Annotated in this window: 27 protein-coding genes and 1 other RNA gene; 7 read left to right on the forward strand and 21 right to left on the reverse strand. The window is 39.4% G+C overall.

Features of this window, described 5'->3' with window-relative positions:
- Window positions 1-60 precede the first annotated feature (60 nt).
- Together DP117_RS15605 and DP117_RS15610 are read left to right on the forward strand one after the other, a co-directional pair.
- Window positions 61-339, forward strand: a complete 279-nt coding sequence (locus DP117_RS15605; RefSeq protein ID WP_169219213.1) for a type II toxin-antitoxin system ParD family antitoxin — start codon at window positions 61-63, stop codon at window positions 337-339.
- Window positions 314-607 (forward strand): type II toxin-antitoxin system RelE/ParE family toxin, encoded by a 294-nt coding sequence (locus tag DP117_RS15610; protein WP_169219214.1) that lies wholly within the window; start codon window positions 314-316, stop codon window positions 605-607. The genes DP117_RS15605 and DP117_RS15610 overlap by 26 nt, the downstream gene beginning before the upstream one ends.
- A gap of 18 nt (window positions 608-625) precedes the next feature.
- Here the strand turns inward: DP117_RS15610 and DP117_RS15615 are convergent, their stop codons facing one another.
- A complete protein-coding gene (locus DP117_RS15615; protein ID WP_169219215.1) occupies window positions 626-1,873 on the reverse strand; it encodes a glycosyltransferase family 4 protein in 1,248 nt (415 codons plus the stop codon).
- A gap of 149 nt (window positions 1,874-2,022) precedes the next feature.
- Between DP117_RS15615 and DP117_RS15620 the strand changes: the two genes are divergently transcribed.
- Entirely contained in the window at window positions 2,023-2,571 is a 549-nt protein-coding gene (locus DP117_RS15620; RefSeq protein WP_169219216.1) for a class I SAM-dependent methyltransferase, read from the forward strand.
- Between the two features lie 149 nt (window positions 2,572-2,720).
- Here the strand turns inward: DP117_RS15620 and DP117_RS15625 are convergent, their stop codons facing one another.
- The 13 genes from DP117_RS15625 to DP117_RS15685 form a co-directional block, all read right to left on the reverse strand.
- Window positions 2,721-4,082 carry a hypothetical protein gene (locus tag DP117_RS15625; RefSeq protein ID WP_169219217.1) on the reverse strand — a complete coding sequence of 454 codons (1,362 nt, stop codon included), beginning with the start codon at window positions 4,080-4,082 and terminating at the stop codon, window positions 2,721-2,723.
- Window positions 4,082-5,383 carry a glycosyltransferase gene (locus DP117_RS15630; protein ID WP_169219218.1) on the reverse strand — a complete coding sequence of 434 codons (1,302 nt, stop codon included), beginning with the start codon at window positions 5,381-5,383 and terminating at the stop codon, window positions 4,082-4,084. The genes DP117_RS15625 and DP117_RS15630 overlap by 1 nt, the downstream gene beginning before the upstream one ends.
- Before the next feature lie 20 nt (window positions 5,384-5,403).
- Window positions 5,404-5,772 (reverse strand): EamA-like transporter family protein, encoded by a 369-nt coding sequence (locus tag DP117_RS15635; protein WP_211176137.1) that lies wholly within the window; start codon window positions 5,770-5,772, stop codon window positions 5,404-5,406.
- A 53-nt stretch (window positions 5,773-5,825) separates the two neighbouring features.
- Complete coding sequence (locus DP117_RS15640) at window positions 5,826-7,781, reverse strand: hypothetical protein (RefSeq protein WP_169219219.1); 1,956 nt, start codon at window positions 7,779-7,781, stop codon at window positions 5,826-5,828.
- A 153-nt stretch (window positions 7,782-7,934) separates the two neighbouring features.
- Window positions 7,935-8,627, reverse strand: coding sequence for a glycosyltransferase family 2 protein (locus DP117_RS15645; RefSeq protein WP_169219220.1), 693 nt, complete (start codon window positions 8,625-8,627; stop codon window positions 7,935-7,937).
- A gap of 74 nt (window positions 8,628-8,701) precedes the next feature.
- On the reverse strand, window positions 8,702-10,780 hold the full coding sequence (locus tag DP117_RS15650) for a glycosyltransferase (RefSeq protein WP_169219221.1): 2,079 nt from the start codon (window positions 10,778-10,780) through the stop codon (window positions 8,702-8,704).
- 11 nt (window positions 10,781-10,791) lie between these two features.
- On the reverse strand, window positions 10,792-11,817 hold the full coding sequence (locus DP117_RS15655) for a glycosyltransferase family 4 protein (protein WP_169219222.1): 1,026 nt from the start codon (window positions 11,815-11,817) through the stop codon (window positions 10,792-10,794).
- A complete protein-coding gene (locus DP117_RS15660) occupies window positions 11,810-13,420 on the reverse strand; it encodes a class I SAM-dependent methyltransferase (RefSeq protein WP_169219223.1) in 1,611 nt (536 codons plus the stop codon). Before DP117_RS15660 ends, DP117_RS15655 begins: the two co-directional genes overlap by 8 nt.
- A 50-nt stretch (window positions 13,421-13,470) precedes the next feature.
- The gene (locus DP117_RS15665) at window positions 13,471-15,312 is read right to left on the reverse strand and encodes a class I SAM-dependent methyltransferase (RefSeq protein WP_169219224.1); all 1,842 of its coding nucleotides are present in this window, start codon (window positions 15,310-15,312) and stop codon (window positions 13,471-13,473) included.
- Window positions 15,305-16,615, reverse strand: a complete 1,311-nt coding sequence (locus DP117_RS15670) for an ABC transporter ATP-binding protein (protein ID WP_169219225.1) — start codon at window positions 16,613-16,615, stop codon at window positions 15,305-15,307. Before DP117_RS15670 ends, DP117_RS15665 begins: the two co-directional genes overlap by 8 nt.
- Window positions 16,616-16,747: 132 nt before the next feature.
- Window positions 16,748-17,593: an ABC transporter permease gene (locus DP117_RS15675; RefSeq protein WP_169219241.1), complete on the reverse strand. Its 846-nt coding sequence runs from the start codon at window positions 17,591-17,593 to the stop codon at window positions 16,748-16,750.
- Between the two features lie 318 nt (window positions 17,594-17,911).
- On the reverse strand, window positions 17,912-18,676 hold the full coding sequence (locus DP117_RS15680; protein ID WP_169219226.1) for a Uma2 family endonuclease: 765 nt from the start codon (window positions 18,674-18,676) through the stop codon (window positions 17,912-17,914).
- A 33-nt stretch (window positions 18,677-18,709) separates the two neighbouring features.
- Entirely contained in the window at window positions 18,710-19,459 is a 750-nt protein-coding gene (locus tag DP117_RS15685; protein ID WP_169219227.1) for a Uma2 family endonuclease, read from the reverse strand.
- 126 nt (window positions 19,460-19,585) lie between these two features.
- Between DP117_RS15685 and DP117_RS15690 the strand changes: the two genes are divergently transcribed.
- The 4 genes from DP117_RS15690 (at window position 19,586) to DP117_RS15705 (ending at window position 22,822) form a co-directional block, all read left to right on the forward strand.
- Window positions 19,586-19,786 (forward strand): DUF2862 domain-containing protein, encoded by a 201-nt coding sequence (locus DP117_RS15690; protein ID WP_169219228.1) that lies wholly within the window; start codon window positions 19,586-19,588, stop codon window positions 19,784-19,786.
- Between the two features lie 163 nt (window positions 19,787-19,949).
- On the forward strand, window positions 19,950-21,050 hold the full coding sequence (locus DP117_RS15695) for an ArsA family ATPase (RefSeq protein ID WP_169219229.1): 1,101 nt from the start codon (window positions 19,950-19,952) through the stop codon (window positions 21,048-21,050).
- Window positions 21,051-21,148: 98 nt separating this feature from the next.
- Window positions 21,149-22,189: a chlorophyll synthase ChlG gene (gene chlG / locus DP117_RS15700; RefSeq protein ID WP_169219230.1), complete on the forward strand. Its 1,041-nt coding sequence runs from the start codon at window positions 21,149-21,151 to the stop codon at window positions 22,187-22,189.
- Window positions 22,190-22,534: 345 nt separating this feature from the next.
- Window positions 22,535-22,822 (forward strand): hypothetical protein, encoded by a 288-nt coding sequence (locus DP117_RS15705; RefSeq protein WP_169219231.1) that lies wholly within the window; start codon window positions 22,535-22,537, stop codon window positions 22,820-22,822.
- A 139-nt stretch (window positions 22,823-22,961) separates the two neighbouring features.
- Here the strand turns inward: DP117_RS15705 and DP117_RS15710 are convergent, their stop codons facing one another.
- The 7 genes from DP117_RS15710 to DP117_RS15740 form a co-directional block, all read right to left on the reverse strand.
- A complete protein-coding gene (locus DP117_RS15710; RefSeq protein WP_169219232.1) occupies window positions 22,962-23,642 on the reverse strand; it encodes a PEP-CTERM sorting domain-containing protein in 681 nt (226 codons plus the stop codon).
- Between the two features lie 230 nt (window positions 23,643-23,872).
- Complete coding sequence (locus tag DP117_RS15715; RefSeq protein WP_169219233.1) at window positions 23,873-24,829, reverse strand: alcohol dehydrogenase catalytic domain-containing protein; 957 nt, start codon at window positions 24,827-24,829, stop codon at window positions 23,873-23,875.
- 53 nt (window positions 24,830-24,882) lie between these two features.
- A complete protein-coding gene (gene queF / locus DP117_RS15720) occupies window positions 24,883-25,260 on the reverse strand; it encodes a preQ(1) synthase (RefSeq protein WP_169219234.1) in 378 nt (125 codons plus the stop codon).
- 112 nt (window positions 25,261-25,372) lie between these two features.
- Window positions 25,373-25,777, reverse strand: a complete 405-nt coding sequence (locus DP117_RS15725) for a hypothetical protein (RefSeq protein WP_169219235.1) — start codon at window positions 25,775-25,777, stop codon at window positions 25,373-25,375.
- 155 nt (window positions 25,778-25,932) lie between these two features.
- Window positions 25,933-26,322, reverse strand: a complete 390-nt coding sequence (locus tag DP117_RS15730; RefSeq protein WP_169219236.1) for a phasin family protein — start codon at window positions 26,320-26,322, stop codon at window positions 25,933-25,935.
- 25 nt (window positions 26,323-26,347) lie between these two features.
- Window positions 26,348-26,444, reverse strand: an RNA gene (ffs, locus tag DP117_RS15735) — signal recognition particle sRNA small type.
- A 38-nt stretch (window positions 26,445-26,482) separates the two neighbouring features.
- A partial coding sequence (locus DP117_RS15740) for a hypothetical protein (RefSeq protein ID WP_169219237.1) occupies window positions 26,483-26,719 on the reverse strand: 237 nt, incomplete at its 5' end.

The raw sequence follows: 26,719 nt of genomic DNA on the forward strand, positions 1-26,719 counted from the left end.
TTTATTGTTAGTATCTGACATACTATAAGAAGTGCTTATAGTATGTTCGAAAGGTATCCTATGAACGTACATCTAGGAGAAACATTTGATAAGTTTGTCGAAGAAATGCTTGCAAGTGGTGAGTATCAGTCACAAAGTGAGGTGATTCGTGCAGGGCTGCGGCTACTCAAAGAGAAAGAGGACTTGCGTAAGCTAAGACTTCAAGAACTACGTCGGGAAATTCAACGTGGTTTAGACAGCGGTACCTCAGAACCTCTCAATATTGAGGAAATCATTCAAGAGGCGAAAAAAGAGCGAGAAGGAAACTTACCGCATGAGCCGAGTTATCAGAACACCTGAAGCGAAAAACGATCTTAAGGAACTCTGGAATTACATTGCAGATTTCAGCGAGGAACGTGCTGACTCCTACCTGAGAATGTTAGATGAAAAAATGCAGACACTGGCACAATTTCCATTAATGGGAAAAGAATGTGCTGAACTTCTTGAGGGACTGCGGAGTTTTCCTGTAAATAATTACGTTATATTCTACCGTCCTATAGATAACGGGATCGAAGTCATTCGAGTCCTCCACGGTGCAAGAGATATTGAAAGTCTTTTTGAGTTATGATTTGATTCTTCCGAAGTACTAATTTTGTATTCCATGTTGTTTTATCGCTTCAAGATAAACTTCTCTAAACTTTTGAGCCACTTTACTCCAAGTGTATCTTGATAAAACTTTTTGACGACCAACTTCACCCAAAGTTTTTGCCCAAGAAGAATTTTTTAAAAACTCTATAATTGCTTCTGCTAACATTTGTTGATTTTTATAATCTACCAAAAGTCCATCTTTTCCTTCATCTATAACCCAAGGTATTGCTCCAGCACGACAACCAATAACAGGTTTACTTGCAGCCCAAGCTTCTAGAAATGCAATTCCAAAAGACTCAAAACCAGAAGGATAAGCAAACACATCTACAGCAGAAAATAAGAGAGGTTTTTCCTCATTAGAAAAGTTATAATAAAGCTTGATTTGCTTTTTGTAGACTTCTGGTAATTGATGGATAATATTTTCTACTTTCTGGGCAAACATTGTCTTTGCTCCAGCTAGTAAAAGTTGCACATCAGGGAAAATTTCCCAGACAAGCGTCATTGCTTGTAAAAGTGTATCTACTCCTTTATGTCCGCCAAATTGTCCAATAAAACCTACGACTGGTTGCTCTTCAAAACCAAAATGTTTTTTGGCTTGAGTTGAGGAAGTTTGTTCAAAGGGTTCTGGATCAACTCCAACTCCGACGACAACAACACGTTCAGGTGAAACTCCTTGTTGAATAACGTAATCTGCTTCGTATTTTGTATTAGATAAATAATAGGTCGATTGAGCAATCGCACGATAGATTCTAGAACGTTGAAATGCCCAATCATCGTCAGGATGTATCCCTCCATGAAGGACACACGGTTTTCTAGAGTTTCTTGCACCGTTCAGCGCCGCATACATATGTAGTAAGGGAAAAGATGAAGCAGCAATAATATCAGCCGGAAATTCTTGGATAGCTTTTTTCAACCCAGGAATAATTGGTCCTCCAGATATTGTTCTTAAATATTCGTTGAATGGTAAGTTTAGACGATAAGCGACTTTCTGGGGAAATCGAACCATTTGGCTGATTCGGCTATTGACTGGAAACCGCCGCACTTTGACACCATTTATTTCTTCGTTACCTGGTTGCAAGCGGGGTAGTTTTGGATTGAAAAAACCTTCTCCATTGAAGCAATTTGTGGTGAAGACTGTGACATCATCGCCAAATTGCTGAACGAGTTCTTCAGAAACGCGTTGAATAAGTAATTCTGTACCCCCAATTGCTGGGGTATAACCTTGAGTAACGTGCAGAATTTTCATCAATAACACCTGCTACCAAACCGAAATCATCGATATTTTTCACTTCGGTGCATTCACCATTAGTAGAGTTCAGCTAGAGTTAGCTGACTTGTACTAAAACATATTCTGCACTATTATGGAACAATGATAGCCAAAGTTTTGTACTCACAATGGTCAACAAATATACATTTAAGGACGATTGGTTTAGCAGAAGTACATTTCTATTTGAGAAGTATTTATCGGCATATGTAGGTCAACCGTGTCACTTTCTTGAAATAGGAACGCATGAGGGAAGAGCAACAACTTGGCTTTTAGACAATATTCTCACTCACACACACGCCCAGATCGATTGTATTGACGTATGCATCCTAGATGTTCTTTCCGATAATTTGGACAAAACGGGGGTCCGTAATAAAGTGACCTTGCATCAAGGTAGTTCAACGAAAGTGTTAAGAACTTTTCAGTTTGAAGAATTTGATTTCATTTATATAGATGGTAGTCACAGTGCAGTAGATGTACTAGAGGACGCTGTTTTGTCGTTTCGATTACTCAAAAATAATGGAATTATAGCCTTTGATGACTATCCATGGAACGACGCTCGATACAGCGACGGAACATTTCCAAAACCAGCTATTGATGCGTTTCTTTCAATCTACGATCACAAAATTAAATTGTTGCACAAAGAATATCAAGTATGGATTCAAAAAGTTTCAAATTAGTCGAGTCAGGAAAGATAAAACAGCAATAATATCTGCCGGAAATTCTTGAATAGCTTTTTTCAAGCCAGTCATTCACAGGAAAAGGCCACGAACCTTACCATGAAAAAGATTTTTCCCTTGTGAGTTGGTGAGTTCTATTGTCAAGCTAGTTACCTCGCTAGTCCTCGCCGAAACTTTTGCCTTATACGTTTAACAAGTTCGCGACTTCCCTCAGTACGCCAAATTTCAATGACTCGCGCCAGTTTACCTCGTTTTACCACAGTCGGTGTGACTAGTTTACGTGTTTGTCGGTCAGGTGCATACTCTGCTTGTAAGCAGTAGCGCCTCAGAGGTTCGACGACTTGGAACCAACTTAAGGAGTCGCGTAAGGGTTCAAATGCTGAAGCCCAAGATGATTTCGGACGTTCTAATATTTGTGCGATCGCCACTCGCACTGCTTCTACATCCAAAGGTGGGACAGCTTTACCAACACCATACTGTTTTACCCACTCACTCGTGACGTCTCCCTCACTCACAAGTACTGGTAAACGCGCCCAAAGATAATCTAGTACTCGTGTGCGAATGGAATAACGGGTTTCTATGTGTGGGGGATGAAGAGTGACACCGATATCAGCTTCACATAACAGCGCTTCTCGTTGTTCGTAGGGTATCCACTCGTAAAAGAAAATGGTACGGTCTTTTTCGCCAATTTCAGCAGCAAGCACTTGAACTTGTTCTGCCATTTTATGTGGAAGAACTTGAGGATTAGGATGACGTGTTCCTAAAAAGACGAGTCGTGCTTGTGGGTATTGAGTGATGACACCAGTCCAAGCTTTTACTAAAGTTAACGGGTCGAGCCAGTCCCAAATGCCCCCACCCCATAGTACAATACGAGCATCTTCGCCAAATTCAGGATGTATACCGCGTAATGTAGGGTTTGGACGAGGTTCTCGGTTAGGAAAACCAATTCCAACAACATCAATCAAAGAGCGTAAGCTAGTATCTTTGGCAAAGTTGCGGGGGTTGATGCGTCCATTGGAAGCAAGTAAACCAATCCAGAAATCTCGCTGGCGATCGCTTCCACAAATGAAAAAATCACCCAAACGAGCTAAGTTATTGGTTACGTCTACGGCGCGGTTGTTCAAACTTTCTTGTGCGGCGAGTGGCTTGTTGAGATGATAATGTAAATTCTCTAAAATAAACGGATCATAAAGGTCAACGACAATGCGTTTTTGTGTCTTTTGTAAAAAGGGGAATTTTTCTACCATGTAACCAGACACCAAAGCGATATCACTGTTTTCTACCAAGACTTGTAAACTCTTCGGACGTTCATCCCAGTAACGCACTAATTTTATATTGGGGACTTCGAGACTTGTTTGTGACGGAATCGCGAGGGTAACATCTAAATCCTGACTCAAGACACGCGCTAATTCTAGGTAACGCATCCCTGGACCTGCCATTTTAGTATCTACCACATCATGACTGACAATCAGTAAGTGTGGACGAGGTTTAATGTTTTCAATTTCAGACATCAATTGAATTTTGATTGCAATGTTTCTTTTAGCTTAAACCACTGATTTCTCAGTTGCCAAAATTTACTTCTTTCCATATAATTGACTAAAGCTTTTAATCGTTCAATTTCTGCGTCTTTGTGTTTTAACTCTGTATGGAATTGAGGATTTTCTTTCGATTTTTGACTGCTCTGTCTTATATATTCCAACCTATTTTTCATCTTTTGACCAATCACTTCTGGGCTTAACCAAGACTTAATGTCTTCAGATGCTTTTGTACCTATCTGCTTAGCTTCTTCCTTATTTTTAAAAACCTCTTGCATTAAAGATGCAGCATGGTCAACATCTGGTTCTGCCCATGTATTTCCCTTTTTGTAATGTGCGTAATCTTCTGTTAAGGTAGTTAAAGAATACTTGAGCGGAAAACTGTTAGTGATATTCATGAAGTCTGTATTTCCTGAGTAGTCAGTGGCTATGACTGGCTTTCCATAGAACATAGCCTCAGCAATAGTTAAACCAAACCCTTCAGAACGATGTAGAGAGACATAGCAATCACAATTGTAAATGAGTGCGTTAATCTCATCTTTCAGTAAAAAGTTATCAATTAATTTAATGTTCTGAAAGTTTTTCACGAAATCTTTTAGCTGCTTAGATTTTTCCGGAAAGTGTTTAGCATTAGAAAACTTAAGCACGAGTAAGACATCATCATTTTTACCAAAAGCTTGCTGAAAAGCTTTAATAACTGCTATGGGATTTTTGCGTTCAAAGACGCTGTAAAAATCAAAGATAAACAGAAAAATAAACTTATTATCTGGGAGTCCCAGTTCTTGTTTGCTGACTTGAGGTTGTGGTAGCGAAAGACTGTGCATGAATTTGATGACTGGTACAGGTGATACTGGTGCAATCGCCTCTACACTATAATTGCTGGGAGTCCAAATTTCATCAAAAAGATTGAATGCAGATAGCCATTCTTTAGGAAAATCAGGAAGTTCCCATGCCCAAAATCCTATGTTATATTTATTTTTGAAATACTCAATGCCTACAGAGGAGACAAAAAAGTTTATCATGTCTCCATTGATATGAATAAGATTGATTGGATAGGGATTTTCGTCTGAAAAATTTGTATAAGTAGAATCTAATTTTCGGTGATTCGTATTAAAAGTACAGTTATTAATCACGAAAGGAATATTAACTGATTCTAGTGATCGAAGAGTTGATCTGACACCTTCACCCAGTCCAAATTCGCTGTTAACGTAACCGGAGATATTGACACCAAAAGCAATACTCGTGTTGACAGATGAAATTTCAGCTTCTGAATGCATATTTTTTCTTGTGATTTCATTTACTTTTGCCAAATCACCAATATCACTCCACTGACAATGAAGCTTAAGCCTACCAAACGCGTCATAGGAATAGGTTCTCTAAATATGAAATAACCCATTAAAACAGAGAAAACATAAACCAGAGACACAGATGGACCTGCAATGCTCAGATTGACTCTAGTTAAAAGTAGAATATAAGCAAGAGCTCCTAAACCATAGCAGCTTAATCCAGCTAGTAGTTCAGGCGTTGTAGCAATGCTAAGAATTTGGCTAACAGTGTTTCCTGGATTTAAGCTTCCTAATTTCAGCGCACCAAGCTTTAAAAAAAATTGCCCTGCTACACTAGCGATGACAGACATCAGCAGTAAAAAAAATTCTTGTAGACTCATAAAGTTTCCTCACAACCATTGACTTTTGTTTTTAGCCAGACTTTTATCCTTGATTAAGAATTTGAAGTCACAGACACTTCAAATTTAGGAGACTGTGCTTGTTTGTTATGAAACCAAGCAACGTGTTCTTGAACCATTGTTAAAATCAAGCTATATTGTCCTGGTTTTACAGGAGTTTTAATAACTGCGTTTATTGCTGCTGACTCTGTGGGAGATAAATCAAAAGGAAGAGGTGTGCGATCGCCATCGCCATCGAAAACTGCTAACTTTCCTTCAGAGTCTAGCCAACGATAACTGAAGCTTGTATGATACTTACCTTTAGTAGACCATAAGAAGTTGCTGATATTTTTAACGATAACTGGGACTGTAATCGCTGAATCTATTTTTACAGTTTTAGGAATTTCATAAAATTTGATTTCTTGTGAGAAGATTTTATTAATCGGCAGTTGTATTTGAGAAGAAGTCCAATTACCTGAAGTCTTTGAATTTTGTTTCACCGAGTACATAGAGACTAACTTCTGATCGTTTTTCACAGACTTGTCAGATATGATGCAAAGTTGTCCTCTTTTGTCTTCTCCTAGCCAATTGATGAGTTGAGGTGTACTCATAGAGTCTTCCATAGTACCATAGTTAGGTGGTACATTACCTGAATAACCATTGACAACAGGTACATTAGCTTTAATACCAGCCCACATAGCCGAGAGTTGTGATGACCAAGGTGGTTCTTCAGGTTTTAGAATGACATATGCAACATCGCAATCCTTTTCCATTAGTTCCTGAATTTGTGCAACGTCTTTTGTTATAGGTGCAAGTGCAAAATTATATGAGTTAGTGACAATTTGTTCTAAGACACACCCAATACAAAGTAGACTGACTACTATCATACGCAACCGCTGATTAAGAATAGTCAGCAGCACAGAGTCTAGACAAAGCATCACCGCAATCAGGATGTAGAAATAAAATACTGTCCATATACGACTGACTGCTCTAATCACCGAAGCGCCAGGTACAATTGCATAGACTATTCTCCAAATCGACCAAGTATTTGACACATGCAGAGTCATAATAAAAATAGTCAAAGCTACAAGTAAGCAAATTTTTACGAGTAGAGTTCTTTCATCATTCAATATATTTTTGCGATACAGTAGGGTATGTATAGACAGAGCAATCAGCAATAAAGTCAAAAATCCGAGAAAGATGTGGTGTTCATGAGACATTGGTAAGTTCTTGGAATTCCCTGATAACAAAGACCACCAAAAACTATCAGGTGCTGGTAAAAACCATGAGGAAAACCTTGGTAGCATAGAGTCTGCTTGTCCGTAGGAGGGAGAACCAAGTATTCCCTTAGCCTTTATGTAAGGTCCTAGTAACCCAAGCATGAGTAACAGCCAGACACCAGTTATCAAAATAGCTGCTTTATAATTCTGCTTAAAATAGACAATGAAACGCTGCCAAATACTTTTATCTAATAGACAAGCTATTGCAGTAAAAATAGCTAAAGAGAACATTAAAAACCAACCCAAGTAAATGCCTGCAAGCACTTGAAAATAGATAAACAGTAGTGAATATGCGAGTGGTTTATTCCTTGGGTATCTCAGGAAATTCCAGACAAACAAAAAAGCGAGTGGTGTGAAAAACTGAGGAAGCAGCTGTTGATGACCTATTTGAACAATTCTTGGCATTCCAAATGCAAAAAGGAAAGCACCAATTACCGCGCTTATATGACCGACTTTGTAATATCGCATCAATACAGCAAAGCTAACAAAGCATAGCACACAAACGACAATCATCCACAACTGATATGACAATTCTGGTGAAAAAAATGCCCTCAGTATAAAGTAGATAGGAGCTGAACCAAACAAGTTATCTGAAAAAGTCAGAACATTTTTATATGGATAAAAAAACGCTGGTGAAAATAATTCACCAACGTAGTTCCTATTAAAAATGACCTGAAAAAAATGTTCTAAAAAGTAATGATTTAAGCGTGTATCACCTGGATCTGTTTGCATATGTGCAAATCCAGACATGATTGTAGGACGAAATGCGTTAAACACACCCACAATACAAAAGATGACATACACCAGAAATTGAGGTCTGAACAAAAACTTCATATTATAGATGTTAATGATTATTTTTCAGTTTACCTCATAGAAGCTAATTTTTTAACTTGTCAACAAATTGTATTTTAAAATACACCATATAGCTCGAAATCCATCTTTCCAACCTATCTTTTTACCTTCCTTATAAGTGCGACCATAATATGATATACCCACCTCATAAATGCGACATTCCATTTTTGCAACTTTGGCAGTTATTTCCGGTTCAAATCCAAATCGATTCTCTTGTATCTTGATAGCTTGAATGACTTCCCGTCGAAATGCCTTATAACATGTTTCCATGTCTGTAAGGTTGATATTAGTGAACATATTAGACAACATTGTTAAAAATCCATTGCCGACTCTGTGCCAATAATAGACAACTCTATGAGGTCTACCACTTTGAAAACGAGAGCCGAAAACGACATCCGCTTTGTTATCAATAATCGGCTGAATGATGAGAGGATACTCTTGTGGATCATACTCTAAATCAGCATCTTGAACAATGACAATATCTCCTGTTGCAGCAGCAAAGCCAGTACGCAAAGCTGCGCCTTTACCTTGATTTTTCCTGTGATAAATAACTTGATCGACTTGTGACTCTATCTTAGATTTGAGTAGTTGACGCGTTCCGTCTGTTGAGCAGTCATCAACTATAATAATTTCGCACCCTTTTACAGGAGATGCTTTAACGGCTGCAACAACTTGACCGATGGTTCCTAGTTCGTTATAACAGGGTATTATGACAGATAGATGCATTTAAAAATCTCCTCTTGACCACACACACCTAGATTTCAAGTTCTTTATCTAAAATTGACCCCAAAATAGATAGGTTATTTGCCTATTTTAGATAATTTTAAATAAACTCTTTGTTCCCCGAAAAGTTCTAAATAAAAATTATCAATCTCTACACCATACTTTCTTGCTCCTCTCAGAAAGTTTTCTCGAAAACCCGGAGTTTTCGTATAATGAGATTCCCTTAAGAAGAGTTCTCGATAACGTTCAGGATGCTTTTTCATTAACAGTGCATCTTTTTCAAAAAAACGATTTCTTTCTTCACAACTTTCACGAATCTCAGTCCGAAGATGAGGGGGATGAAAGACACACACATCATGTGCAAATGGAATTTTTCCATAATGACAAATTCGCCAACCCAAATCAGTGTCTTCACGAAAGTGAGGATTCTCAAAACATTCATCAAACCCGTCAACTGCTAGAAACGCTTCCCGTCTGAGGAATAAATTGGCAGTCATAAAACCAATTCCTTCAAATCCAAGATTCGTCACAGGACGGTAATTACTGTCTTCGAGTTTATCTGAAACAATCAACCCTTCTACACCAACGACATATTTATTTTCAAAATATTTTCTGCTATTCTTGAGCCAATCAACCTGTGGTAAACAATCATCGTCAGTAAAAGCTAAGACTTCTCCTCTAGCATAAAAGGCGGCTGTGTTTCGCGCTGTAACAGCTCCTCGAATGTTAGTGTGGATATAAAGAATATCTAGCTGAGAATATTCTTGAACTGGATTCCATGAAGTCTGACTTTGGTCAACGATAATAACTTCAAAATTTTTAAAAACCTGATTTTGTAAACAGTCAAGTAACTCCTTTAACTTGCTGTGTCTTTCATATGTCGGAATAATCACACTAAAAAATGGGCGCTGTTTATCCAGCTTCACTCTATTTCTGTACAACAGAAGCCCTAAGTTTTTGGAAATTAATTGCCAAGAATACTTTCTTTCTACGACATCTCTAGCTGCAGCGCCATAAGCTTCAGCAGACTTTTGATCCTTAAGCAAAGACTCAATGCTGTTGACGAACTTTTCTTCAGTACAAATCAGAAATGATGGTTCTGAACCTTGAAATATACCTCGTACTCCGATAGGTGTTGAAATAACAGGTAGACTAGCCGCCATGTAATCAAACATTTTGATATTCGTACCTGATCCAGAGAACATTGGATTCAGAGCAAGATCAGCTGCTGCTAGATAAGTCAGTTTTTCTTCTTCTTGTAAAAAACCTGTGATAATGACGTTATTAATATTTCTCTCAATAATTTCTCTTTGGTTGAAGTTACCACCTACGCCTCCACAGATAGCGAATTTGACATGAGGCAAAGCAGGAGCTAACTTTTCAATAATAAAACTTGCTGCTTCAATATTTGGTGGATAGGAACTACCAAGAAAAATAGCGAGTGGACTGTTTCCTAAACCTAATTTTTTTCTGGCTGCTTGTTTGAGACTGGCACTCTTATGAATTTTATCAGTAAACACGCCATTAGGGACAACAGCTATTTTGCTAAAAGGAAGATTATACAGTCTATGAAATAATTCTCTGTCTTCATGCGAACAGGCAAGAATTAAATCTGAATTTTGACAAAGTTCATACTCTATACTGACGACGTTTTTAGCAATTTCAGTGCCATAAGCACCATCATCTAATAAACTAGTTCTCAAAAAGCCTTCTACATTATGTGAATCATAAACCACAAGCTGTGGACGTACTCTTAACTTCTCTTTAACCAGAGGATATACCCAAGGATGAGAAAAGATGACAATATCTGATTCAGCGACTTTATCAAGAGCTGTTTCCACAAATTCAGGTGAATGGTAAGCTAGTAAATTAAAGCAAGAATCGATAATAGTCTTACCACCTACCCGTGCTTGCCATTCGCCACAAACAGAAAAGTGTTTTTCACTCAGAGGAATATCTATTTCTTCTAAAGTACTGCTCAAACGGTGCTTTCGATACTTTTCACCTTCCCAATCATAGGTTCCTATGTAGGTTGTTGGAAGGTTATCACCCATCCCATGATACAAACCCAGTAGCCTCAGTCTTCCCCCACCAACAGGCGGATCAATAGGCTGCATATCTAAGACAGTAACTTGGAATGATGAATGCTGAGTCACGTGACCTCCATTTACCTTCGTAAAAAATTCAAAAGCGTTTGAGATACATTAGACCAGGTAATATAACTTGTATCAAGCTTGCCTCTGTTACCCATGATTTTTGCTTGTTCTGGATTTTCAAACAAGTAGTTTATGGCTTTCGCAATTTCTTCTGCTTGAGGTGGAACAACAAAACCGTTTATACTGTTTTTCACAAATTGCAAGGGTTCACCAGAATCTTCACAGGTAATCACTGGTTTTGCATGAGCAAAAGCTTCTAAAGTCACATAGCCATAATCTTCTTGAATTGGTACAAACGGTACGACTAAAGCATTTGCATACAAATTAATGAGTTCTGAGTCGTCAACTCGCCCTAAAAATTCTATACGTTCTTCAGTACCAGCAAGACTGCGTAATTGTTGTTCGTCTTCACCCATACCTGAAATTTTCAGATGAACGGGATGTTTCACATGGCGCATCGCTTCAATGACTAAATCTACCCGTTTCCAACGATGTAGTCTTCCTGGCATAAATATATAGTCATAATTTCTTGGTTGAGTACAATTCAAAACTATGCCAGGATACAAAACTTCACTGTCTATACCATTCCATTTGAGAAGTCTATTTCGGATTTCGTGTCCTTGGGAAAAAACTTTTCGAGTTCTTGGAGTTCTTAAGGATCCTGTATCTAATTTATGTATCAGTTCTCTCTGTTTTTTTAAAGTTTCATCGGCATAGGGAAATTCTCTGTCGAACATGTCATAGAAAACTCTAATAGTATGCTGTAGATAGCATACATGATTAGGGTGACGCACAAGATAGGTAGGCGCTTTTGTTGAAATGACTGCATCATATGCAGACACATCTAAGTCATAACAACGGAGGTAGGATTCCTCTATTGTTTCAAAGTTTGATTCATCAATGACAACTTTTACAAGATCTGCATGAGTATCCAAACAGTTCAATGAGTTTGCCAATCCTTCGTGAAAGCGTTCAGCCCCACCGATTTCACCACTTGCCATTTTTGGCACTACGACTGCAATTCTGTAGCTACCCATGTTTGTATCCAATCAGAGAATAATCTTGAGGTCCATAAAAATATTGATTAAAACGTTCAGCGAGAAGAGAACCATCTACAGCTAATTTTTGATTCTCTAAAGGATGAAGGTTCATGATTTTGACTTTGCATAAACCAAAAGATTCAGCAATAAATTTGATTGTGGGGCTTGGTAAAGGATTGCGATGAGTTGGGTCTGTATAAAAGGCATTACTGCCAACTAATATATTATCTGGATTTGGGGTTTCAAAAATGACTAATCCTTCAGGTTTAAGAACTCTAACTGTTTCAGTAAATAACTTCATCAACGTCTCAAATGGCAAATGCTCGATAATATGAAAACCAGTAACTGCACCGAGACTTGCATCCGGTAAAGACTGCAAATATTCAATAACATCTGATTCAATCACATCTAGTCCAATAGCGCGACACTGCTGTAACATGACTCTGTTTATATCTATACCTTTTGCTGTGTAGCCAGACTCCCGCAGTAGTTCCAACCATTCGCCACGTCCACAACCCACATCCAGAATTAGAGAATCGGGTGTACCAACCTTAGCTTCCTCAAGTAAAGGTAGATAAACTTTTAATCTGTTATGAATATCTTCACGGGTACCTCGAAATTGGTTTTCAAAAGCGACGTAGAAGGCGTCTAACAAATGTTGTTCTTCTTTGACAAAAGTTTCTAGATGTTCTTTACTCAGAGGTTCTTTTAATCGTCGCTGCGCTTCTTCCAAAAACATGGTTATCAAGCGCTTTTGCTGCACTAAGTCGTTTTTAAGGAAACTGTCGTTTCTCAGATGTTGCTCGTGCAAGTTTTGTACGTGACTATTGACAGTACCTAAATGTTCATTCAATCCTTGAATACGAGCATCAACAGTACCTAAATGTTCATTTAATCCTTGAATATGAGAATCAACAGTACTTAAATGTTCATTTAATCCTTGAATATGAGAATCAACAGTACTTAAATGTTCATTGATGAGATGGTCTTGGTTATTAACAGCATCCAAGCGCTTTTGTATACCACCAATCCAACTGTTGAAATTATTCAAGTCCTCATTTATCCCTGGAACACGATTCGATACAACGCCTAAACCCTCTTCCATGACTTGCAAACAAGTATCCACTGTACTGAAGCGTTCTTCTATTCCTTCCAGGCGAGCATCTACAGCATTCAAGTATTCTATTTGTGTTTTTAAATCTTTGATTTGTTCTATGAGTTGTCGATTAAGAGCGACAGATTCTTTTAAAGCACGAATGACATTAAAGTTGACTTCTCGTTGGTCTTTGAAAATAAAATTTAGTATTTTGAAAGCTATGACTTGTATAGGTTTAATGAAATTATAAGGAAACTTACTAAGATGATCTGGCCATTTCGTACGGGCGATCGCTCTAGATTCCGCATTTCTTAGCAAAGTTTCTAAGTGGATGAAATTATAATTAAATGTTGGTGCTATATAAGGTAATTCTTTGTATGTTGTCTTCGTTTCTGATTGTGTCGTTTCTACTGACTGAGATTGACTGTGACGCTTAGCCACCTCAGCCCGTATTTTTTCCATTAATTCGTCAATATTGATTTCAGGATTGTTAGCATTAATCATTTTTATAATTTTCCTACAAAACTTTTATTTACTGGTTATTAGTTCCGCTTCTAGACTAAAGTGATGGAAACATCTTTCATCAACTGAGTTGGTACATTATCAAACCAGCGTATATTTTCTTGCACCAGTGTGACTCTCAAAACATAATCACCTTTTTCAGGAAGTGCTTTCACTTTGGCAGTATATAATATTTCTTTCGCTTTTTGACCTCCCAGGAAAGATTGCAAAACAGTCTTTTCAGCTCTTTGTAACGGCGGAAATAAACCTGTTCTCTCTCCATCAAACACAAGACACTCGCTCGCTTGAGCATTCATCCAGTGATAGGCGATATGAACAGGATAAGAACCAAAGCTATTCAGGATAAAATCACTATTGTTTTCTATTGCTATTTGAATTTCAAACTCACTACTCACATTTGCTTTGGTTGGATAATCCATGACTATTATCTTGATTTGTCCACTAGGAATAGCTGGTAACTGAGACATTTGTAAAGTATTTTTTAGCTGTTCCTGATTTATCTGTTTATGTGAGGCGATCGCAAATAGACTAGGAGCAGCAGACATTTCTCTGATTGAGAATCTTCTGATGAGACTTCCGCCTGAATTTTCTGGAGTACCAAACCATAACAAGACATTCTTAAAATCTTTACTTAACTGCTTTTTCAAAATCCGTGGAGATTGTTCATTAATATGCATCAGCAGTTCGTATCTTGAACGTGGTTCTGTTGGTAAATAAGCTCCCACAGAAGCAGCTATTTTCCTTTTGCGTTGATAATCGTATTTGTAATACCAAAGATTCGGAAACGTATGCACAACAAATAATCCATCTGGTTGAAGATGTCGTGCTATTTTCTGATAAAGCGTATCCACTTCCTCAAAGGATAAGTGTTCAATCACATCAGACGCAAAGACTAAATCATACTTACCAGACAAAGGCACATGACAAACATCATGACAAATGAACTCTACCTTTTCCTTGAGTTGGTCTTCACCATCAAAACACTTCTTTGCCAACTCAATAGCATTGAGTGAATAGTCAATAGCTGTGACTGAAAAACCTCGATGCGCAAAATAGAAACTCAGTTCACCACGACCACATCCAAGGTCGAGTACGCGTCCTGATTGTTTTAAACTAGCTATAGTCGCAACAGCTTTTAGTCTTGGATCTTCTAACTTTTTCCCTTGATTTTTTTTGTAAGCATCATAACCACCACAGTCTTGGGTATAATACTCAGATGTGTAAGTTTCACGAATCTCTAAACTGGAATTAACGTTAGATTGCTCTTCTTGAGCAACTTGCCTTAAATAATCCTCAGAAACTTTTATCAGAAGTTGTTCTGAATATCCTGGTATTACTCCATACCAATCTAAAATATTTGCATAACGAAATAGAAAACAGCCAATAGCCATAAAATTTTGCTGTGTACCCAAGAAACCATCGAGTAGTACATAGCGTCCCTGGTGAATAGCAAGCTTTAAATCATGAAAAGAAGCATCTTCATTTTGTTGTCTCTTAACATGAATGAGATCGTAAATATCACCGGGCAAGCGTTTCATTGCTTGTGTATCAGTAATCATAAATTCAGTCGTAAATTGAGTCGTAATTTTTTTTGCCCAATCAACGACTCCATTTAAACTCTTATGAGAATCCATATCTAAAAGACCAACATAGCTAGCAGCAGGGTGTCCATGTAGAAACGCTGCAGCGCAATAACCAAACCCAACTCCTATTTCTAAAATTGAAGAAGGTTTCAAGACATGAGCAACTGACCACTTTAACTTGTAGTCATCAATCCGATGATTGAAACTAAATTCAAGTTGTTCGTTTGGATATACATTTTTTTTAAAATCATATTCTGTTTCTTTTGCTTTTTGAATTATCAAGTCAAACATGATTGCTTGTAAAAAGAGATATAGTAGGAGAAAGATTGACAATGCCTGACCAAAGTATTGCTTCTTGATTTCTTAGTACTTTTAAAACCGCAAAATTATGAGCATAAAGTAATGTTTGTCTAAATAAACCTTCTCCAAGGTAACCGTCAGCTACACCTACTGTAATTGTATATTCGCCTGGTCTGATAGGTATTTGAAATTGAAAACGAATTTCCAATAAAGTGTCACAATTCACTCTACCTACTTTTTCTCCCATACAGGCTGTGTTTGTTTCAAAAACAACTTCTCCAGTTCGCTCCCTAATTTTGAAGCCAATATGTGGATCATCAAAAGACTTTAAGAACAGCAATCCTATAGATAGCTGCATACTCTGGTCACTGATAACAGATTCAATTTCTTTGTCTTTTTCATCTAAAAATTTAATAAACTTTATACTAACTTCTGGTAAATTAATAACGACCTCTTCAGATTTCTCTGAACTAGCTACATCACTTGTGTTTTCCTGTAATTTGTTTCCATTCGCATGAGATGACATTTGAATTTCAACTTTCTCAGGTGCTGCGTCATTCTTTTTCAGAAGTCTAGCTTCATACAAATCAATAACTTGTCTTGGTTTAGCATCCAAAATTAATTGCCCTGATTCCAGCAAAATTGCTCGGTCACAAAGTTTATATACAGCAACCGGATCATGGGAAACAAATAAAAGTGTTGTTCCTGAATCTCGAAGTTGTCTGATTTTTTGAAAACATTTCTGCTGAAAGTAAATATCACCAACTGCTAAAGCTTCATCTATAATAAGAATGTCCGGATTAACACTCACGGCAACTGCAAAAGCTAAGCGCACAAACATACCACTTGAGTATGTTTTTACAGGCTGATCAATAAAATCTCCAATGTCTGCAAACTTAGCAATGCTATCAAACTTCTGTTCTATTTCCTCTTTGCTTAATCCCAACAATCTACCGTTAAAAAAGACATTTTGCCTTCCAGTAAATTCGTAATTAAACCCGCTACCAAGTTCTAATAGTGCTGAAACACGGCCACGCACGTGTAATTCTCCTGTGGTTGGTATCAGGGTTTTAGCAATAATTTGCAGCATTGTGCTTTTACCTGAACCATTTTGACCAATAATTCCTAAAGTTTCCCTTTCGGAAATCTCTAGGTTAATATCTCGCAAAGCCCAAAACTCTTGTGCATGGTTCTTACCAGGTAGCAAAATTTCCTTGAGTCTATCTACCGGACGAGCATAGCGCTTATAGCACTTTGATACATTTTTAAGTGAAATTACAATCTCATCACTCATAACACCACATATACAGGAAGCAAAGTACACAATTCACAACAATCTTTCTTTTTCAACAAGAGATTATTAAGCTATCCGAACTGTGTCGAATGGTAGCTCTACTGATGCTAGGACATAAGTTTAATTTTAAAGCTATAACACATCAGCAAAAGCAGGTCGTAACCGTTGATACATCCAAAAACCACAACTAAAGACAACCACACAAATGACAGAAGCAACTCCCCACTCTGCCCAATGCTTCATCTCTCCCACTAAAACCAAATCACGATAAACTTCCACAAAAGCCGTCATCGGATTTAACCAAAAAACCCAATTCCGCCATTCTTTTGGTATTGCCGTTGCTGGATAAAAAATTGGTGTTAAATACAACCAAATGTTTAAAATAACTCCCAAAGTTTGCGGAATATCTCGCAAAAACACACTCAGCCCTGCGACTATGTAACCCAATCCTGCTGTCAGTAATAATTGTGGTATCCAAATCAGCGGTAATAGCGCCAAAGTTACATGTATAGTATGAGTTGTGACCGCTACAAAAAAAATCAATGCCATTAAACCAAAAGAACTCTCAATGAACATTGAGAAAATCGGCACTAGCGGCAACAAAGATAAGGGAAATACGACCTTTTTGACTAAGTTTGTCTGTGTGATCACAGAATAAGCCGCCTGCATCAAACCACTACTGAAAGCAATCCACGGCACTAAGCCAGAAAATAACCACAAACCAAAGGTAAAGTTGTTTTCTGGTAAACCTTTAAGGCTCAGCTTTACCTTTAGTACAATCCAGAATACATAAGTATAAATCAGCAACTGCGATAGCTGATTCAACAAAGGCCATAAGTTTCCTAAGATTGAACCCTTGTAGCGTGCTTCTAAATCTCGTCGTACCAGAGTTCTCAGTAAATCGAACTTTGCCAACCACTGTTCATTAATTGGCAAGATGCGCTTTAACTTCCCCGCCTTTCGGACAACTCCTCGCATTGTTCGCAACAATTCTAGCTTCCTCGCTCACAACCTACACACCAAATTTCTCTCAATGAAGCCCAAGAGCTATGAAAGTTCCCGTTGTACTTCTATTGGAAGAATAAGTTTTTTTAAAAGTGTACTAAAATTACCTCGTAAATTATACGATTAATTGAATATTTTGCAGCAGATTTTATCTTTGGTTTTAGCTATGGAGAACTAAACGAAACTCTGTAGCTCACTCACTTCTTAACAATCGGAACTGTTGTGCTAACTGTTGCTAAACAAATAGCTGCTTGTGCTGACTCAATGCTGAATATTAAGTCAGTCATTTTTTCACATTTGAGGCAAATTATCCGGATCAATTCCCTGAGTACGCAAAAACTCTGCTAGTCTATCGGCTCGTTGGCGTTCTTGTTCAGCCCGTTGGCGTTCTCGTTCAACTTGTTGTGTAGATGTTAGTATCCATTGATTATTCGCATCGTACCAACGCAGCCATAAACCTGTTATATTCTCGTAGGAACCTTGCCAAACTCCCAAACCTAGTCGTATCTCTTCTAGCCACAAACGTTGGTTAGATAAAGATAATTCTTGGTAATGAGTTCCCTCTAATCGAAAACCTCGCAGTCGATTGCTGTATCGGTCAAACACAACATAGTAAGGAATACGTAAAATTTGCTCATAAACCTGCCACTTGGTTGGAGGTTTGTTGACTTCTCGCAGAGTTTGTCCCAAATCTTCCTGTTCTGTACCAGGAGAAAGTAACTCAACGACTAAAAACGGATCAACTCCCTCTTGCCAAATCACATAACTCAAGCGCAAGTCTTGTTGTTGTTGAGCACGAGAAATACCTAAAACTATATACCAATCAGGTCGCTTGTACCACAATGGATGACGAGGATCGTAGTAGAGATTTAAGTCAGTAGCAATTAAAATTTCCTCGCTAGGATAGTTAGAAGGTTGGCAGGTTTCGCTGAGTAGTCTTGGTTGAAAAATATGAAATTCATCTGGCAATCCGGATTCTCCCACTAATTCACTAGGCAAATCATACATCGTTGGTAAGACTTCCTGTGGTGGACGGGGTGGATCAGTCTGATACATAAGGTGCTACCTCTGACTTCAAATTTATAACGGTTAAGTTAAACTTTCTGGATCAATACCCAATTTTCGCAACTGCTGTGCCAACAATTGCGATCGCTCGCGTTCTTGTTCCAAAAGCAATTCTGCCTCAGAAGCCCGCTGCTGTGCCTGGGAAGCCTGCTGCTGTGCAATGATCGCCGTTTGTTGTGCTACTCTTGCTGCCTCTTCTGGTGTCGGTACTAAATCCCCTTCTGGTGTAAAGTACCGCAGTTTATCTGCCTCTACACCCAAATATAGACCTAGCACTTGACTCCAGCGCCATTCCTGTGCATCTGGTATAATTTCTTGGTATTCATTCCCTACTAACTCAAAACCAACAAATTCCAAATTTTCCGGTGAAAACCAAAAATACTCTGGAGTGCGAAATCGATTTTGATATAGATTCTTCTTCAGATCTCGGTCAACTTGGGCTGTGCTTTGAGAAAGTAACTCAATAATCAAGTCTGGATAACGCCCATCTTCCTCCCAAACAACCCAGGAATTACGAGGTCTTTTTTCCGTGTTCTTCACCAAAAAAAAGTCTGGTCCTCTAAAATCCCGATTCCGCAATTGCTGGCGACTAAAATATATAGTTAGGTTCGCACCGATAAAGAAATCATTTTGATCGCGCCACAACCACTCCAAGCAACTCACCAAGAGCAGTAGCTGCATATAGTGCAAAGAACTTTCCATTTCTGGCTCATCACTTAACAACCCACTTGCATCGGGCATCTGTTGTTCTAGCTGCTGCGCTGTGACATACATCTGCTTACACCTGCTGACTTATTGATTTCATTCTAGTCAGTACTCATGAGTTATTAGTCTGGCCTACTCCCTCTGAGTCACAGATTCAGCTACACTGAGTCTTGGTTTGTTGTATTTTAAGTTGGCATGGAAATCGGACAAAAAGTTAAAGTCGTTCGTTTGCGCGATCGCTTATCTGCTAATGTGATCAAAAAGATAAAGGAAAATCCAGTCGGCACCATCAAAGGCTACAAAATGACCGATAGTAGCGGTGTCGGCGTAGTGGTCGAGTTTGAAGATAATTTTGCCACTTGGTTTTTTGAAGATGAACTCAAAATCATCCAGTAGCAGAAAAGTCAACCCCCCTAAGGATGAAATTCAAAATTCCAAAAATTTTGAATTTTGAATTTGAACTGCGTCTGGCAATCAGAACTTGGGTATGAAGCTGCTAAAAGAAGCTGAGTGCTAAGTTGGAATTGAAAAACCAGCGGTAAAAATAGGAATCAAGGTAATGGCCCTGATACTGACATTTTTGGGCAAAGGCGGTAGCGATCGCACAAAAATTGCGATCGCCGCAGCCAAATTATTGGCAAATCAAGGAAAGCGTGTTCTTCTAGCTGGACAGGCAGAACCAGCAATGTCAATCCTCTTGGGAGCAACTGTTGGTTGTGATCCTCAAGAAATTGCTCCAAGATTGCAAGTCGTACAGTTCCAAACAGCAGTACTGCTAGAACGCAGCTGGGAGGAAGTCAAAAAACTGGAGGCACAATACCTCCGTACACCCATCCTAAAAGATATCTACGGTCAAGAACTAGCAGTCTTACCAGGAATGGACAGCGCCCTCGCCCTAAATGCCATCCGCGAGTATGACGAAAGCGGCAAATATGACGTGATAGTCTATGATGGCTCAGGCGACTCTTCCACCTTACGGATGTTGGGAATGCCAGAGTCTCTGAGTTGGTATGTGCGACGGTTTCGCCAATTATTTGTTAATTCCGACTTAGGAAAAACAATTTCCGAATCACCCTTGATTCAACCGCTCATTAGCACCTTTTTCAATGTCAACTGGACATCAGATAACTTCTCCCTACCCACCAACCAAGTCAATAATTTCTTAGACAAAGGAAAAGCTGCCCTTGCCGATCCCAAACGTATTGCTGCTTTCCTTGTGACAACCAATGATCCTATAGAAGTCGCAACAACCCGTTATCTTTGGGGTAGTGCCCAACAAGTTGGTCTCACTATTGGCGGCGTTATCCTAGTGTCTTCTGACATAAGTGTAAACCTTACAGAGGAATTTACTCCCCTACCTATCAGTGTTGTTCCAGACGTCAAAGGGGGTGAGTGGCAACCGCTGCTCGATGCCCTACCTAATTTTACAGCGCAAGCACTACAGGCTCCTAAGCCTATAGAAATAGACGTAAACACGCGTCAGGTACGCTTATTTTTGCCTGGTTTTGACAAAAAGCAGGTTAAACTAACTCAGTATGGTCCAGAAGTCACCATAGAAGCAGGAGACCAACGACGTAATATCTTCCTACCTCCTGCTCTCAGTGGCAAACCAGTGATTGGAGCAAAGTTTCAAAACCAATATTTGATCATCTCTTTCTAAGCAAGCTAGGAGTTAAAACAGGACACAGTTATCAATCAACACCCAACAGTGATAACTGATAACTGTTCATTGATAACTGATAACTGGAAGTACGCTTTATGTCTGAATCAACTCCCATGACTCCAGATCCAAATTCACCAGACGTCCTCAACTCGGTAACACCAACAGAGGAAGTTAAAGCCAGTGTTGATCGTAGTGCCAAAACTAGGCAACTGCTGGGTATGAAAGGTGCAGCGTCTGGGGAAACATCTATTTGGAAAATCCGCCTGCAACTCATGAAGCCCATCACTTGGATTCCCCTGATATGGGGCGTCGTTTGCGGTGCCGCTTCTTCCGGCGATTACACATGGACTCTGGAAAATGTCCTCAAATCAGCAACGTGTATGTTGCTAGCAGGACCTTGTTTGACGGGTTACACACAAACCCTTAATGAATATTATGATCGCGAAATTGACGCGATTAACGAACCATATCGCCCAATCCCCTCCGGAGCAATTCCTTTACCCCAGGTTATTACGCAGATTCTAGTATTACTTATTGCAGGTATTGGTTTAGCTTTTGTTTTGGATGTTTGGGCAGGTCATGACTTCCCCACAATTACAGTGACTGCCATATTGGGTTCTTTTATAGCATACATCTATTCCGCACCACCTTTGAAGCTCAAGCAGAACGGTTGGTTAGGAACTTATGCCCTTGGTGCAAGCTACATCGCTTTGCCTTGGTGTACAGGTCATGCTTTATTTGGTACACTCAATTGGAAAATTGTCGTTCTCACCGTGGTTTATAGTTTGGCAGGGTTGGGTATCGCCATTGTCAATGACTTCAAGAGTATAGAAGGCGATCGCAAGTTCGGATTAAAATCACTTCCTGTGATGTTTGGTGTGACAACTGCTGCGTGGATTTGCGTAGTCATGATTGATGTCTTTCAAGTGGCGATCGCTGCTTATCTAGTTTACATCCATGAGAACTTGTATGCAGCAATTCTCGCACTACTCATCATTCCGCAAATCACCTTCCAGGATATGTACTTCCTACGTGATCCTCTAGGAAATGATGTCAAATATCAAGCAAGTGCTCAACCATTTCTCGTTTTAGGTATGCTCGTTGCTGGGTTAGCAATTGGTCATGCTGGTATTTAACTGACAGCGCTGATTCTTATGATTAAACCACAAATCATCGGGTAGGCATTGCCACCAAAAGCTTATGTAATAATACATTTAAGATATTGGCGAGCAATGCCCACTTTAGCTGAAAACCGCTGTCAAACATCACAAAGTGAGAAGTTAGGAGTCAGGAGTCAGGAGTCAGGAGTCAGGAGTCAGGAGTCGCAATTCTTTATTTATTTCTTGGTGAATACTGAATTCAGAATTGCTGAATTCTTCTTCAAACTGATAACTGGTAACTGATAATTGATAATTGATAAGGTCAAAATGAAAAACTCCTAACTCAAAAATCAAAACTCGTAACTTTTGTTAGGACTTGTCGTGTTGCAACTACTGTCTTACCTCATTCATTTTATTCAGCCATTGATCATCCCGATTTGCTTTCTCAGTGCTTGGGCGTTAATTCTTCTTGTTGCTTGGAGTCTTTGGACAGCAACGCGAGACACTGTTAGTAGAGCGCAGGAAATGCATCAAATTCCTTGTACAGGCTGCCAGTATTTTACCAATGATTACCACCTGAAATGCACTGTTCGTCCCTCTGTTGCTAACACAGAAGAAGCAATAAATTGTCTGGATTATCAACCAAAAACGAATCCAATGCTTTATTAGGAATTATGAGTTGTGAGTTTTGAAAAAGAACGACTCATAACTCATTGATTTCAATACCATTTCCTTATGATAGCTTGCGTGGCGTAAGCTTAAGATGCGCTGCCTTAGCCTGCGGAGCAACTACTTTGTTTGTGTCCCCTCAGACTTCCAACCTGCAAAGCTTTGAAAACATACTTGTAAGCACAGCCTTCTGAATTTTCTTTGGCTTCCTTGAGAAGAATGCAACTCTGTTGCTGCTGAGTGCAACACCCAACATGCCAACTACCAGGATTCCCAAAACAGTTGTCGGTTCAGGAACCGCAGATGCTTTAACTCGATTCGTACTCGAATCGAGTAATTGACTATTGTCTGGTGTAACATTTTGGTAAAGATAATAGGTCTGTCCTGGAGAGATGAAGATACGACCGGGAGCCTCAACATTGCTGATAAAAAAATCACCTATGCTTGTACCAGTGCCTACATCAAAAGCGCCAAAGAAATTGCCTGTAGTCGTGTCAAAGTTAAACTCGAAAAACTGATTGCTTGATATACCATTAACAACCTCCTTTCCACTTCCAATCAATTGCTGTGATGGATTGAAAAAAGAAACTGATAGTGACTCCAAAGCTTTTGTAGATCCTGCACCTCTTTCGGAAATTATGGCTCTTGTAGTGGTTTCATCGTAGCTGAATGAGCCAGAAACCGAATAACCGGCTTCACCCTTCCAGTTAAATGTTAAATCAGCAGCTTGAGCCAGATTAGTAGAAGCAATGATGGAAGTCGCACAGAGTGTTAAACTAGTCGCTACCTGCGCTGCGGCTAGAGCCAAAAAGCTTTTCATTGATTAAATAGCCTCCAATTGACTAATTACCGCAAGTGAGCGCACTTGCGTGACACGACACTAAAAGCCAAATTTCTGATTAAAGAAATCAAAAACTGCCAAAATTGTAGATTTCATCAAAATTGCAGCAGTTAAAGAACATAATCCCTGCTTAGCTAAGTAATTTTCTAATTTTCTGGTATCAACTATCTTTAACGAGCGCATCGCTGGGCTATTTTTCGTGTCATAGTCTAAACTCCAATTTCTAATAACACCTTTAAAACCCCCTTTGTCTGAGCACGTTCAAAAGCAGCCAGTCCATCAGCTAGAGGATAACGAGCATGAATCAGAGATTTGACGTCAACTTTTCCTTGTGCTAAAAGTTCTAGTGCAGGTAGAAAAGGACCACACCGGGAACCAATGAGAGTAATTTCATCCACAACTAAAGATGAAGCATCAAGACTCAGTTTACCAGCATAAGTACTCTTAAGTACCAAAATACCGCGTGGACGCAAGGCACGGCGAGCAAGCGCAAAACCTTCTGAGTTACCAGTACATTCCACAGAAATATCAAAAGCTCTATCAGACACTGTATCAGCAAAACCAGTTTTTATGCCCCGTGCTTCTAAATGAGCAAGCTTGTCTCGATGACGCCCTACTACCAAGAGATCGCAGCCTGTTAAAGCTATTGTTTGTGCCACCAGTATCCCCAGCTTACCATCACCAACAACAAGCACCCGGTTATCTGGACTTAACTGTACCTGCTGCTGAATTTCCAAGGCTGCTGCTAAAGGTTCGGTAAAAGTTGCGACTTCTGTAGGAATATTTTCAGGTACAGGATGCAAGTTCTGTGTTGGCAAACAGAGGTATTGAGCAAAGGCACCGTTACGGTTGACAATACCAAGGACAGTACGATTTTCGCAATGAGTAGGTTGTCCACTACGACAGAACCGACATTTTCCGCAAACAGCATTGATTTCTCCGACAACTCGCTGATTGATTAAATGTTCTGGTCCTTGTTCAACAATACCAACAAACTCATGACCTGGAATACCAGTGTACGGATAATAACCCCTCTTCAGTTCTAAGTCAGTGTTACAGATACCAGCACACAGAACACGGACCAAAGTTTCCCCTGGTGCAGGTTCGGGAATGGGGATGTCGGTTCGTAGTTGTAGTTGATTCTCTTCGAGCCAAAGTCCTTGCATTTTACCTCTTCTTGAAGGGCAAAAGTCTAATCTTTTACAATAGTGTCAGATTTCTACGCCTTCTTCTGGTGCCGTACTGAAATCACCGTATGTACATTACCACGGGGTGTGAAATCTGCTTTCACGGTAACATCTATTGGGTCACAGGCAGCAACAAAATCATCTAAAATTTGATTGGCAGCTTCTTCGTGGGAAATATAGCGATCGCGATAGCTATTAATATAAAGTTTGAGCGCCTTCAATTCCACGACTCGTTCATCAGGAATGTAGCTGATGTGAATCGTGGCAAAGTCAGGATAGCCTGAAAACGGGCATTTACACGTAAATTCTGGCAGAGTAATATTAATGTCATATTGTCTTCCAACACGCGGATTGGGAAATGTTATCAGTTGCCCTTCCGCAATGTTGCGTTCTCCATATTTGATTTCCATAATTATTCGTTTTTTAGTTATGACTCTTGACTGATTAAACATAATTTATATATTAGTAGTTAGTAGTTAGTTTTTAAACACTCTCACTAACAACTAACGACTAACATCAAACTTATAACTCTTCCTGTTCCCAGTCTGGACAATTTTCATCTTCCCAACCGTAGGGATGCATACCACAAACTAATAAATTTCCACTATACACTTGACCGTGGTAATGACGACAACCAATACAAGCGGGATTTTTTTCTTGACAGGGTTCAACAGGATAAGGAAAACCCAAATCAACGTCATCTATAACAGTGTCTTCTAATTCCCAGTAAACTTCCAAAAGTGGATCAGTCAATTCCTGCAAATACTGCTCTAACTCAGTGGCAACGGTATTTTGTACTTGCTCGGTAATTTCTTCTGTCATCTCAAAAAAGGTGTCTACTATCTCCGTCATTCCCACGAAGAAGCGTTCTACTTCATCTGCCACTGTTTCCATCATGTCCCAAAACTCTTTTTGCCACTTTTCCATAAACTTGACGTCCTTGATAAATTGTTTACTGGACGCTTAATGCTACATGGCTTGAAGCACTTTTGTATACCATAACGAGCGCATTTGAACAAAAATTTTACATGAGTTGAGAAATGTTTCGGTACTGAGTTCAAGCACTTCTATCAGCACTCCAACTACTTATCGCGTTGCAACCTACGCAGTTCTTCTTGCATTTGTCTGACTTGATCGCGTAGTTTATCAACATTCTCAGTAGATGAAGTCACTTTCACAGTCGTTGACTCCTCATCTTCCTCTACAATCTCGATGCGGCGCGGTTCAGAAGGAGGTGTTTTATTTGGTGCTGTGTCAGATGTGGGTGCATTTTGAGCTTGCTTCATCATATCTTCCACAAAGCGCCGGGCTTCATCTGTTGTCATTTCACCCCGCGCAACCATTTCATCTGCCAGCTTTTGGACTTGCGATCGCAGTTCAGTTATTGTCCCACCTGCTTTCTCTCCCGCGTAAGAAGCTAACCCAACACCAAGGTAAAAAGCTTTTTTTACAATATCTCCAAAACCAGGCATTGTTGCTTTTGCGCTCCTAAAATGGGGCGACCCGGAGACTACGCCTGCTACAAGCATCCCGTATTGCTGCTACCTTCCGGTCCTGACAAAGTTTGGGCGTTGAAGCCGCGTAGATCCGAGTCTATACAACAGCATAGCATTAAATTTTCTCTTGCGTGTGTCATTCGACAACAATTTTCCACTCGTAAAGCTTATAGTGAACACAGTCGTTTTGCACCAAGGGATCAAGAGCTACAATCGCTTGGTGCTTCGTCGATTGAGAATGCCTCAGCATCATGCCACCGTCTTTTTGTGCCCAGTAGCCAGTTTTTGCTTTGTGTCCTTTGGCAATCAAATCGTGTACGCATACGCCTGATGAGCGCTTACAGCTATTGGGGAGTAGGGGAAGATGGGGAGG

Source organism: Brasilonema sp. UFV-L1 (assembly GCF_012912105.1).
In the GTDB taxonomy this organism is placed as follows: Bacteria; Cyanobacteriota; Cyanobacteriia; order Cyanobacteriales; family Nostocaceae; genus Brasilonema.

Coding starts and splice junctions, on each gene's coding strand:
- DP117_RS15710 (WP_169219232.1), bottom strand. CDS start 23,642: ATGAAAAGCTTTTTGGCTCTAGCCGCAGCGCAGGTAGCGACTAGTTTA.
- DP117_RS15660 (WP_169219223.1), bottom strand. CDS start 13,420: ATGATTAATGCTAACAATCCTGAAATCAATATTGACGAATTAATGGAA.
- DP117_RS15685 (WP_169219227.1), bottom strand. CDS start 19,459: ATGTATGTCACAGCGCAGCAGCTAGAACAACAGATGCCCGATGCAAGT.
- DP117_RS15715 (WP_169219233.1), bottom strand. CDS start 24,829: ATGCAAGGACTTTGGCTCGAAGAGAATCAACTACAACTACGAACCGAC.
- DP117_RS15655 (WP_169219222.1), bottom strand. CDS start 11,817: ATGGGTAGCTACAGAATTGCAGTCGTAGTGCCAAAAATGGCAAGTGGT.
- DP117_RS15665 (WP_169219224.1), bottom strand. CDS start 15,312: ATGTTTGACTTGATAATTCAAAAAGCAAAAGAAACAGAATATGATTTT.
- chlG (WP_169219230.1), top strand. CDS start 21,149: ATGTCTGAATCAACTCCCATGACTCCAGATCCAAATTCACCAGACGTC.
- DP117_RS15635 (WP_211176137.1), bottom strand. CDS start 5,772: ATGAGTCTACAAGAATTTTTTTTACTGCTGATGTCTGTCATCGCTAGT.
- DP117_RS15730 (WP_169219236.1), bottom strand. CDS start 26,322: ATGCCTGGTTTTGGAGATATTGTAAAAAAAGCTTTTTACCTTGGTGTT.
- DP117_RS15645 (WP_169219220.1), bottom strand. CDS start 8,627: ATGCATCTATCTGTCATAATACCCTGTTATAACGAACTAGGAACCATC.
- queF (WP_169219234.1), bottom strand. CDS start 25,260: ATGGAAATCAAATATGGAGAACGCAACATTGCGGAAGGGCAACTGATA.
- DP117_RS15695 (WP_169219229.1), top strand. CDS start 19,950: ATGGCCCTGATACTGACATTTTTGGGCAAAGGCGGTAGCGATCGCACA.
- DP117_RS15625 (WP_169219217.1), bottom strand. CDS start 4,082: ATGTCTGAAATTGAAAACATTAAACCTCGTCCACACTTACTGATTGTC.
- DP117_RS15640 (WP_169219219.1), bottom strand. CDS start 7,781: ATGCAAACAGATCCAGGTGATACACGCTTAAATCATTACTTTTTAGAA.
- DP117_RS15620 (WP_169219216.1), top strand. CDS start 2,023: ATGGTCAACAAATATACATTTAAGGACGATTGGTTTAGCAGAAGTACA.
- DP117_RS15690 (WP_169219228.1), top strand. CDS start 19,586: ATGGAAATCGGACAAAAAGTTAAAGTCGTTCGTTTGCGCGATCGCTTA.
- DP117_RS15725 (WP_169219235.1), bottom strand. CDS start 25,777: ATGGAAAAGTGGCAAAAAGAGTTTTGGGACATGATGGAAACAGTGGCA.
- DP117_RS15630 (WP_169219218.1), bottom strand. CDS start 5,383: ATGCATTCAGAAGCTGAAATTTCATCTGTCAACACGAGTATTGCTTTT.
- DP117_RS15675 (WP_169219241.1), bottom strand. CDS start 17,593: ATGCGAGGAGTTGTCCGAAAGGCGGGGAAGTTAAAGCGCATCTTGCCA.
- DP117_RS15615 (WP_169219215.1), bottom strand. CDS start 1,873: ATGAAAATTCTGCACGTTACTCAAGGTTATACCCCAGCAATTGGGGGT.
- DP117_RS15680 (WP_169219226.1), bottom strand. CDS start 18,676: ATGTATCAGACTGATCCACCCCGTCCACCACAGGAAGTCTTACCAACG.
- DP117_RS15605 (WP_169219213.1), top strand. CDS start 61: ATGAACGTACATCTAGGAGAAACATTTGATAAGTTTGTCGAAGAAATG.
- DP117_RS15670 (WP_169219225.1), bottom strand. CDS start 16,615: ATGAGTGATGAGATTGTAATTTCACTTAAAAATGTATCAAAGTGCTAT.
- DP117_RS15610 (WP_169219214.1), top strand. CDS start 314: ATGAGCCGAGTTATCAGAACACCTGAAGCGAAAAACGATCTTAAGGAA.